Origin of the sequence: Mesorhizobium sp. M0088, from assembly GCF_040322895.1 — a bacterium.
Taxonomy (GTDB): Bacteria; Pseudomonadota; Alphaproteobacteria; order Rhizobiales; family Rhizobiaceae; genus Mesorhizobium.
Window position 1 is genome coordinate 100,836 of sequence record NZ_JAMYUI010000029.1, and the last position, 8,623, is coordinate 109,458.

Sequence of the window (8,623 nt, forward strand, 5' to 3'; positions counted from 1 at the left end):
TGTCGGCTCGGCTTTATCAGCCAATGTTTCAGCTGGCCGGTGGAGCGTTGATCGCAAATTGCGCAGCGAAAGCCCTGATGTAAGCAGGCCGAGCTTCACCGCGCGCTACATATGCAGCAAGGTTTTGATATTCGTCCAAAATGCCCGACATTCTTAGTCGCAGCAGCACCGATACCATCAACAGATCGCCCGCGCTGAATGCATCGTCGAGCCACTCGGCGGCGTCCAGACGAGCCGAGAGCCTGTCGAGACAGGCGCGAACACGATCCTTCACCAATGGCAAACGCTCCTCGCTCCAGGGCTTGTCAGCTTCGAATATCTTTGCCGTCGTTAATTCGAGGATCGGCGGCTCGACTGTGTTAAGTGCGGCAAACATCCACGTGATCGCACGCGCGCGGGCATCGCGATCGCCGGGCAGCAGGCCCGCGTGCTGCTCGGCAAGGTGAAGGATGATCGAGCCGGTCTCGAACAGTGAGAGAGAACCCTCCTCGTAGGTGGGGATCTGGCCGAAGGGATGGAGGGCCAGATGGTCCGGCGCCTTCATCTGCGCGAAGGAAACAAACCGAACCTCATAAGGCAGCCCTACCTCTTCGAGCGCCCAGCGAACGCGCGTATCGCGCGCCAGTCCCTTGCCGCGATCGGGCGATCGCTCAAATGCCGTGATGGTGATTGTCATCGCATCGTTCCTGATTGGGCGAATTCTTCGGCTCCCTATCGTGAAGACGAATGGGCCTCCCGGAAATCGACATCGGTGTGAACTATTTTCCGCAATTCGTGCCTGGCTTGTCGACCCCGACATTGCCGAAAAAGGCAAAGGCAGGGCCTAATCCGCCGCTGCCGCCGTAACCTTCTTGGACGCGGCCCGCTGTCGCCGCATGCGCCGTTTGGCGACGAGCTTGAGAGCGACCGGCGGCTCGTTTGACAGCGCGCCCAGCACGGCGTCGACCATGCCATGCGCCACGAAATCCGCGTTCAAGTCACGGGCCAGTTTGTCGGCCGTCTCCTTGTCCTCGCTGCCGGCCTCCGACCAGAACACGATTCCCACCCGAAGTGCGGCCTTGGCACGCTTCAGCCGGCGAACCAGAAAACGGGCGTGCTTGACGGAATCCCGGTTCAGGAATCCGACCACGACAGTGTCGACGGTTTCGAGCTCAAGGCGGCGAATGCTGGCGGGCTCCATATCGGCAAAGCCGGCTTTCGATACGGTCGCGCCCTGGACCTCCAGCACCTGCGCCAGCATCGCGGCGGCGGCGTCGTCGAGCTCGCCACGCCCACCGGCGCAAAGCACGGACATATCCGTTCCATCGGGCAGGTCGGTCTCGTCTTCCCCGCTGGGATCGCCATCGTCGCTCGCCTCTGCGGCCACGGGCGGCGCCTCCTCCTCGCCTGCCTCCTCCTGCGCGCTGTCGTCGAGATTGGCCACCAGCACCAGGGCACTGGCCGCGACCTGCCGCCTTTGCAAATCGCCCATGACGCCGCGCACACGGTCTTGTTCGCCCAGCAAAAGCGCCGGAATGGCAACCTTGTCGTAGAATTCGACCAGATATTTCTCCTCCAGCATCTCCTCGGCATGGTCGGTGGCTTCTTCCGGATCGCCGGCCAGAAGCCGCTGGTACAGGCGCGCATGGGGTTCGAGCACGGGCTCGTTGCCGAACAGCACGTCGAGGAATTCAAACTGCGGCACGTGCCTGCCCAGCACCACCAGGCAGACGGTGAGCGGTGTCGACAGGATCAGCCCGAGCGGCCCCCAGAGCCACGTCCAGAAAATCGCCGCGACGATGATCGCCAGCGGCGACAGTCCTGTCCGCGAACCGTAGAGCCAGGGTTCGATGATATTGCCGGTGATCAGCTCCATCACTACGAACAGGGCGGCGGTCCACAGCACGAGCGACCAGCCCGGCGCAACGGCCAGCGCCAGGAACAGCGGCAAAAGCATGCCGATGATCGGGCCGATATAGGGAACGAAACGCAGCGCCAGCGCCAGCAGCCCCCACAGCAGCGCATTGGGAATACCGAGGGCCCAGAGCCCGATCGCGATCGGTACGGCGTAGACGATGTTGACGACCAATTGCATCAAGAGATAGCGGCCCACCCGCTTGGCGGCATCCTGAAGCGCCTCGGTGGTGCGGTGGAGGTCGCCGTAGCCGACAAGCCGGATAAAGCGGTCGCGCAGATCCTCCCGCTCGAGCAGCATGAAGATGACGACGACGATGATCAGTCCGGCCGACCCAAGCGGGCTGATCAGCGGCCCGACGATATTCTGCAGGACCTGGAGCGGCCTTTCGCGCGCGACGATCTCGACCGGCACCGGCTCGCGCGGCGGCTTTTCCGGGGTGGCAGCCGGCAGCGAGGGGTCCTGCCTGTCGATCTCCTGGCCGACCCGTTCGACCACCTTGCTCAGTCTGGCAAGGATCCCGCCCCCGACCCCGGTTTCCTTGAGCGAGCGGATCTTGGTCAGGATGTTGGTCTGGTAGACCGGGATGTTCTGCGCCAGTTCGCTGACCTGCGTGGCGACGATGAAGGAGAACAGGCCAAGCGCCGCGAAAGCGCCGAGCACGCTGGCAATGACGGCGGCAATCCGGGGAATGCCGATTTTTTTAAGAGCTGAGACAAGCGGCGCCAGTGCGAAGGTCAGCAGCAGCGCGATCGCGATCGGCAGGAAAACCTCGCGCCCGAAATACAGTGCGGCCACCGTCGTGACGATGGCCGCCACATTGGGCAAAGAGGTTCGCGGATGGGGCGCGGCTGCTGAAAGTGCGTCCCCTAGCCCGTCAGCCGGAGACGCCGTGCCGTTTCGACGATTGGCCACGTGATGCCTCCCCTGCCAAATGCCATGATCGGGCATATAGAGCGGACGTGCAACTTTAGCCAACGATGAAATACGCCTCGCTCACAGGCAATGATCCGGGCCGCATCGGCCGCTCTCGACCGATCGGATCAGCGCGCCGCATGCCTGGCCAGCGCGTGCTCGATCAGCACGTCGATGGTCTGGCTGTAGCCGATGCCTGAGGCGGCCAACGCCTTGGCGTACATCGAGATGTCGGTGAATCCGGGAATGGTGTTGACCTCGTTGACGAGCAGGCTGCCATCGGCGCGCAGGAAGAAATCGACGCGCGCCATGGCTTCGCAGCCGAGCGCCTGAAAAGCCTGCCGGGCCATCTCCCTCGCTTTGTCGGCCACAGTGCCCGGGACATCGGCGGGCACCTTGACCAGCGCGCCGTCGGCATCGAGATATTTGGCCTCATAGGTGTAGAAGCCGTGCTTGCCGGCCGGAATGATCTCGCCGGGCAGCGACACCGTCAGCGACCCGTCGGCGCGCTCCAGCACCGAGAACTCGATCTCGCGGCCCTCGACGAACTCCTCGATCAACACTTTGCCGTCGTAGCGGAAAGCCGTGTCGATGGCCTGCTCGAAGCCATCCCTGTCATTCACCTTGCTGACCCCGAAGGACGAGCCCTGGCGCGCCGGCTTGGCGAAGAACGGCAGGCCGAGCGCCCCGGCAATCTCCTGGAAGGAATGCTTGCCGTTTCGATGCACGGTGACGGAGCGGGCAACCGCCAATCCCGCCTCGCGCATCAGCCGCTTGGCGACATCCTTGTCCATGGCCGCGGCCGACGCGAGGATGCCGCAGCCGACATAGGCTACATCGGCGACCTCGGCATAGCCCTGCACCGAGCCGTCCTCGCCGAACGGCCCGTGCAGCACCGGGAACACGACGTCGATGGGGGGCAGGTCAGGCTGCGTACCATCCCGCGACACGGCGACCAGCCGGCCCTTGCCGCCGGGCAGCAGCGCGACCTCGGCACCATCTTCGGATGCCGGCGCCCCTGCCGCGTCATCAAGTTGTTGCAGCAGCCATCTGCCGCTTTTGGTAATGGCGATCGGCACGATGTCGTAGCGCGTCCGGTCGATCGCCTTCAGCACATTGGCGGCCGAAAGGCGCGACACGTCATGCTCGGCCGAACGCCCGCCATAGAGGATGGCCACTCTTGTCTTACCGGTCATCGAAATCCCTCGACTGTCAAAAAATCAAATGGCGACGGCAATGCCGCGATTGGCGAAGAAGCGGTCGAAATCGGCCGGCGCCAACACTGCGTCTGCCTGTGTGGCGGGGTCATGGCCGGACGGGTTGTGGAAGCGGAAACCCTGATTGGATGCCGCCGTGACCAGCACCAGATGACCGCCCTTCGAGGGCGGCTCGCGCTCGGGCCAGCGGATCGAACTGCTGACCGACGCGATGAAGAAGCGCGTCCGCTGCATGATCGCCGGAATCTCGGCCGTCGCGACATTGGTCACCACCTCGGCCCGGAGTCCAAAAACCTCTTTCACGAAGCTGACGAAGGGCGCGTAGATCAGCCCCTTGATCGATCCCCCGTTGACGACATAGCCGCCATATAAGGTGCAGCGCCTGGCAAGCTCGATCGTCGGCACGATCTCGCCGCGGCTTGCCAGGATCATCTTCAGGCACGCCATGCCGCAGATGTTGGCCGCCCAGACCGCATATTCATCGAGGGTTTCCGCGCCCGACCCCCGCCACAGCGGATCGCGCCTCAGCGCGACATCCGCGCCGTCGGCGAGCACGTCCAGCGTCAGGTCGGGCGTTTCCCACTGGCTGAAAAACGGCACGGTTTCAGGCAACGAGCTCATGCGGACTTCCTCGGGCGGCTGGCTCCATCTCGTATACGAGGATACGAGATGGATGAAAAGCCGCTTGGGCCCGTTTAGGTGTGGCGAGCCGTGCGCCGCCGCCTACTCGGCCTTCGTCCAACCGAAAACCAGCCATGCATATTTCGACTTTTCGTCGGGTTCGACAGTGTAGGTCATCTGCAGGTCGCCGTCCTTGGCGTAGATATCCAGCCTGGGCGCCGTCTCCAGCTTGAGCCACGCCGAACTGTTGCTGAAGGACCAGGTTCCGCACCAGACGCAAGGCCCCGACGTCGGATCACCCGGCTGGTGAAAATTGTAGCGGCCGTCCGCCGTGATCTCCAGATAGTCGAACGCGCCGTAAAACGCGGTTACCGTCTGCTGGAATTCATTGGCGGCCGCTTCCTGTTCCGGTGTCGGCGCATCCTTCATATCGCGCGGCGGCCGGATGGCCCCACCGTTCAGTTTCCATTTGCCGACAAAATCCTTCTGGGTCGGAAGATATTCCTCCTGCGCCTGCGCCGATGAAACATAAGCAAAAGGTGATATACTTGTGAGATCCACGGCCCCGATCGCAAATAAAAGCGTGGCGGCACAGATCGCCCTTGTTGGGTTTTGCATAAAAAATGTATCTCCAAGGGGGTAAGGGGAGTTTTATTGAGGATTTGCAGCGCGCGTTGCTTCGATACCGATTCCCGCCCGCCATTTGCACGGTTAGCATCGGGGCCACCAATCTGGCAACGCAAGGCAGCTTCTCTCCGGCATCGCCCGTGCGCCCGCGATCCCGGCGGCTGATATCGGCAGCTTAGAAGGTGATCTTCACCGAAGCGGCGCTGCGACTATGCGGACCGTGATGGACGGCCTCGATGTTGTTGCCGTCGGGATCGAGCAGGAAGGCGGCGTAATAGCCGGGGTGATAGGGCCGTTCGCCCGGCGCGCCATTGTCCGTGCCGCCGGCCGCCAGCCCGGCCTTGTAGAAGGCGTCGACCATGGCGTGGTCCCTTGCCTGGAAAGCCAGGTGATGGCGACCGGTGAGTTTTCCCTGTGCGGCCCGGCTGTCGGCAGTGGAGACAAACAGCTCGTCGGCCCAGAAAAAATCGTCGCCGCTCCCACCGATCGGAACATCGAGCGCCTGCAGGACCGCCTCGTAGAAACGCCGGCTGGCCGCGAGATCCCTGACCACCAGTTGGATGTGGTCAATGAGCCGGCCGCGATGCAATTCCTGGGTTTCCATAAAGATGCCTCCTCGTGAGGTTCGAATTTAGGTTCGGACAGGGCGTCGTCAATGCGGATACTTGTTCTATCCAGCAAACAAAAAGCCCGCCGGGAGGGGATCCGGCGGGCCTTTGGAAAGCATGTCTAGCCTTCAGGGGTCTGAGGGGGGATCAGACCTGGTAAGAACCTTTGTTGGCCGCGGGGGTTCCACCCGAACAAAAAATTGCCGATGGCCCGTCGAAACCGCGGAAGCGGTTGAGGCGATTTCTTCGCGAGAGCACTCACAGTTTGGAACTTTCCGCTCACAACCGGGTTGGGTGCCCCGGTGGGAGGAATTGCTATTGGATAGTTTTCAGAGGCTCGAAGCGCTGGTCGACAGCGCCGGTGTCGAGGATATCGAGGAAGCAACCGCTCTGCTGCGCCGGTTCAAGGGCAGGTCGCGCGAGGTCTCGGCAGCCTTAGATGAGTTCATGCTCGATTTCATGACGTTGGTCTTCGTCGTCGAAAGCGGCGAAGAAGGTTTCGAAAAGCCGGTCCGCAAGCTCTCTCGCACCAGGCTTTCAAAGCTTGAGCGGATGGTGACTGTAATGGCGGAGGAAAAGCCGGCCTCCGGCGCCGGCCTATCCCTTCAGGATGGCGGCTAGCCTTGGAATGCCTTCGCTCACCGCGCGCCGGTCGGCGAGCGTGAAGGACAGCCGCAGCGTGTTGCGCCCGGTGCCGTCGGCATAAAAGGCGCTGCCCGGCACGAAGGCCACCCGCGCTTCTTTCACCGACCGCGCCAGAAGCTCGGTGGCGTCGGCCCCTTCCGGCAACGTTACCCAGACGAACATGCCGCCTTCCGGGCGGCTCCAGGTCACGCCTTCCGGCATATTGGATTCCAGTGCCGAGAGCAGCCCGTCGCGGCGCTCGCTATAGGCGCCGATAAGTTTTTCCACCTGGCCGTCGAAGACGGCTTCGGCGACACGATGCATCACCACCTGGTTGATCGACGGGCTGTGCAGGTCCGAGGCCTGCTTCATCAGCACCAGTTTCTCGACGATGTGGCGCGGGGCGCAAACCCAGCCGATGCGCATGCCCGGCGACAGTATCTTCGAGAACGAGCCGCAATAGAGCGTGCGCGCCTTGTCGATGCCGCCGGACCTGATGCAGTCGAGCGCCAGGATCGGCGGCACGCCGTCGCCGTCATAGCGCAGCGCGCGATAGGCGGCATCCTCGATGACGGCGATGTCGAGTTCGCCGGCAAGGTCGAGCACCGCTTCGCGCTGCTCACGGTTCAGCGTGTTGCCGGTCGGGTTGGCGAAATCCGGCACCAGATAGGCGAATTTGGCCTTGCCGCCATTTGCTGCCGCTGCCGCGCGATAGGCATCGGGCGTCATGTTGCCGCCGGCCGGGGTCAGCCGGTCGTAGCGAGGCTCATAGGCGTTGAAAGCCTGCAGCGCGCCGAGATAAGTCGGCCACGTCACCAGCGCGGTATCGCCCGGCGACAGGAACAGTTTGCCGAGATAGTCCAGCGCCTGCTGCGAGCCGGAGGTGATGAAGATATTGGCCTCGTCACAGGCGACGCCGAGCTTGCCCATCTGCCCGGCGAGCCAGCGCCGCAACGGCAGGTAGCCTTCCGAGACCTGGTACTGCAGCGCCGCACCCGCCTCGGCGCCGCCCAGCACCGAAGCATAGGCGTCACGGATCGCCTCGGCCGGGAACAACGCCGGATCGGGAATACCGCCGGCGAACGAGATGATGCCCGGCTGGTCGAGCAGCTTCAGGAGCTCGCGGATTTCGGACGCTTTCATGCGCGACGAGCGCGAAGCCAACAGATTCATAAGGGCCACGACACGCCTCCCCAGACGCTGCAATATAGGTCAACTTGGCTGACCTATATCCCCTCTTCGCCGCGAATTGAAGTGTGCCTGAACGATTTCCCGAATGCGCCAGCGCTGGCGCAATGCTCGAATGCCGCGAGCAGTTCCACAAAAGTGTTGCAGCGTTTCCCGACCGCCTAAAGGCTCTTCTTGTAGCCGAGATGACTGCCGGTGAAGCCGAGGCTTTCGTAGAAACGGTGCGCGTCCGCCCGCCCCTTGTCGGTGGTCAGTTGGACGAGGCTGCAGCCGCGCGCCCGGCACGCGTCGATCGCCCATTCGATCATCTGCCTGCCGATGCCGTCCGAGCGCCTGTGGCCGGCAACCCGAACCGCCTCGATCTGCCCGCGCCAGGCACCCTTGCGCGAGAGCCCGGCAAGGAAAGAAATCTGCAAGGTACCGATCACTTCGGCCCCGTCGACGGCCACCGCCAGCAGCTGATTGGGATCGGCGTCGATGGCGTTGAAAGCGTCGATGTAGCCTTGCGCCAGCGGCATGGAAGCGTCCTCGCGGCCGGCGCCAAGCGGATCGTCGGCCAGCATGGCGACGATATCAGGCAGGTCGGAGGCTTGCGCACGGCGGAAGGTGATCATGGTGCGGAGATATCGCGAGGCACTGGTGGCCGCAAGATTTGAATACGCTCTCCACCGGGCGCTGGTGCCGCCCCTCATCTGCCTGCCGGCATCTTCTCCCCGTATAGTGACGGGGAGAAGGACGCTGTGTCAGATGATTTCGCCGAATCGCCAGCGTCGCAGAAAAAGCGCCAACGTGGCGGCCGGCCCCTTTCTCCCCGTCACTATACGGGGAGAAATGTCCGGCAGGACAATGAGCGACTATCTGTGGTGTCAAGTTGCATTGGCGAACTCCATGCGCGCATCGCGTGCTTTTGCATTGAGAATGACGAGGAG

Annotated in this window: 9 protein-coding genes and 1 pseudogene; 2 read left to right on the forward strand and 8 right to left on the reverse strand. The window is 63.1% G+C overall.

Annotated features, from left to right (window positions below):
• Window positions 1-28: 28 nt before the first annotated feature.
• The 6 genes from NKJ67_RS29170 to NKJ67_RS29195 all read right to left on the reverse strand — a co-directional run bounded on the left by NKJ67_RS29170 (window position 29) and on the right by NKJ67_RS29195 (window position 5,878).
• On the reverse strand, window positions 29-676 hold the full coding sequence (locus NKJ67_RS29170) for a glutathione S-transferase family protein (RefSeq protein WP_127271145.1): 648 nt from the start codon (window positions 674-676) through the stop codon (window positions 29-31).
• A 147-nt stretch (window positions 677-823) separates the two neighbouring features.
• Window positions 824-2,809 carry an AI-2E family transporter gene (locus tag NKJ67_RS29175; RefSeq protein ID WP_256746870.1) on the reverse strand — a complete coding sequence of 662 codons (1,986 nt, stop codon included), beginning with the start codon at window positions 2,807-2,809 and terminating at the stop codon, window positions 824-826.
• Window positions 2,810-2,937: 128 nt separating this feature from the next.
• A complete protein-coding gene (locus tag NKJ67_RS29180; protein WP_352584654.1) occupies window positions 2,938-4,005 on the reverse strand; it encodes a D-alanine--D-alanine ligase family protein in 1,068 nt (355 codons plus the stop codon).
• A 24-nt stretch (window positions 4,006-4,029) separates the two neighbouring features.
• Window positions 4,030-4,647 carry a cysteine peptidase family C39 domain-containing protein gene (locus NKJ67_RS29185; protein WP_352584656.1) on the reverse strand — a complete coding sequence of 206 codons (618 nt, stop codon included), beginning with the start codon at window positions 4,645-4,647 and terminating at the stop codon, window positions 4,030-4,032.
• Between the two features lie 102 nt (window positions 4,648-4,749).
• Complete coding sequence (locus NKJ67_RS29190; protein WP_352584658.1) at window positions 4,750-5,265, reverse strand: hypothetical protein; 516 nt, start codon at window positions 5,263-5,265, stop codon at window positions 4,750-4,752.
• A gap of 184 nt (window positions 5,266-5,449) precedes the next feature.
• A complete protein-coding gene (locus NKJ67_RS29195; RefSeq protein WP_352584660.1) occupies window positions 5,450-5,878 on the reverse strand; it encodes a VOC family protein in 429 nt (142 codons plus the stop codon).
• A 322-nt stretch (window positions 5,879-6,200) separates the two neighbouring features.
• Between NKJ67_RS29195 and NKJ67_RS29200 the strand changes: the two genes are divergently transcribed.
• On the forward strand, window positions 6,201-6,503 hold the full coding sequence (locus NKJ67_RS29200; RefSeq protein WP_352584662.1) for a hypothetical protein: 303 nt from the start codon (window positions 6,201-6,203) through the stop codon (window positions 6,501-6,503).
• Here NKJ67_RS29200 and NKJ67_RS29205 read toward each other — a convergent pair.
• Together NKJ67_RS29205 and NKJ67_RS29210 are read right to left on the reverse strand one after the other, a co-directional pair.
• The gene (locus tag NKJ67_RS29205) at window positions 6,480-7,679 is read right to left on the reverse strand and encodes an aminotransferase-like domain-containing protein (protein ID WP_352584671.1); all 1,200 of its coding nucleotides are present in this window, start codon (window positions 7,677-7,679) and stop codon (window positions 6,480-6,482) included. The genes NKJ67_RS29200 and NKJ67_RS29205 overlap by 24 nt on opposite strands.
• Window positions 7,680-7,855: 176 nt before the next feature.
• Window positions 7,856-8,308, reverse strand: coding sequence for a GNAT family N-acetyltransferase (locus tag NKJ67_RS29210; RefSeq protein WP_127319402.1), 453 nt, complete (start codon window positions 8,306-8,308; stop codon window positions 7,856-7,858).
• Between the two features lie 133 nt (window positions 8,309-8,441).
• Between NKJ67_RS29210 and NKJ67_RS29215 the strand changes: the two are divergent.
• Window positions 8,442-8,623 (forward strand): annotated as a pseudogene (locus NKJ67_RS29215) (hypothetical protein); the annotation flags it as partial.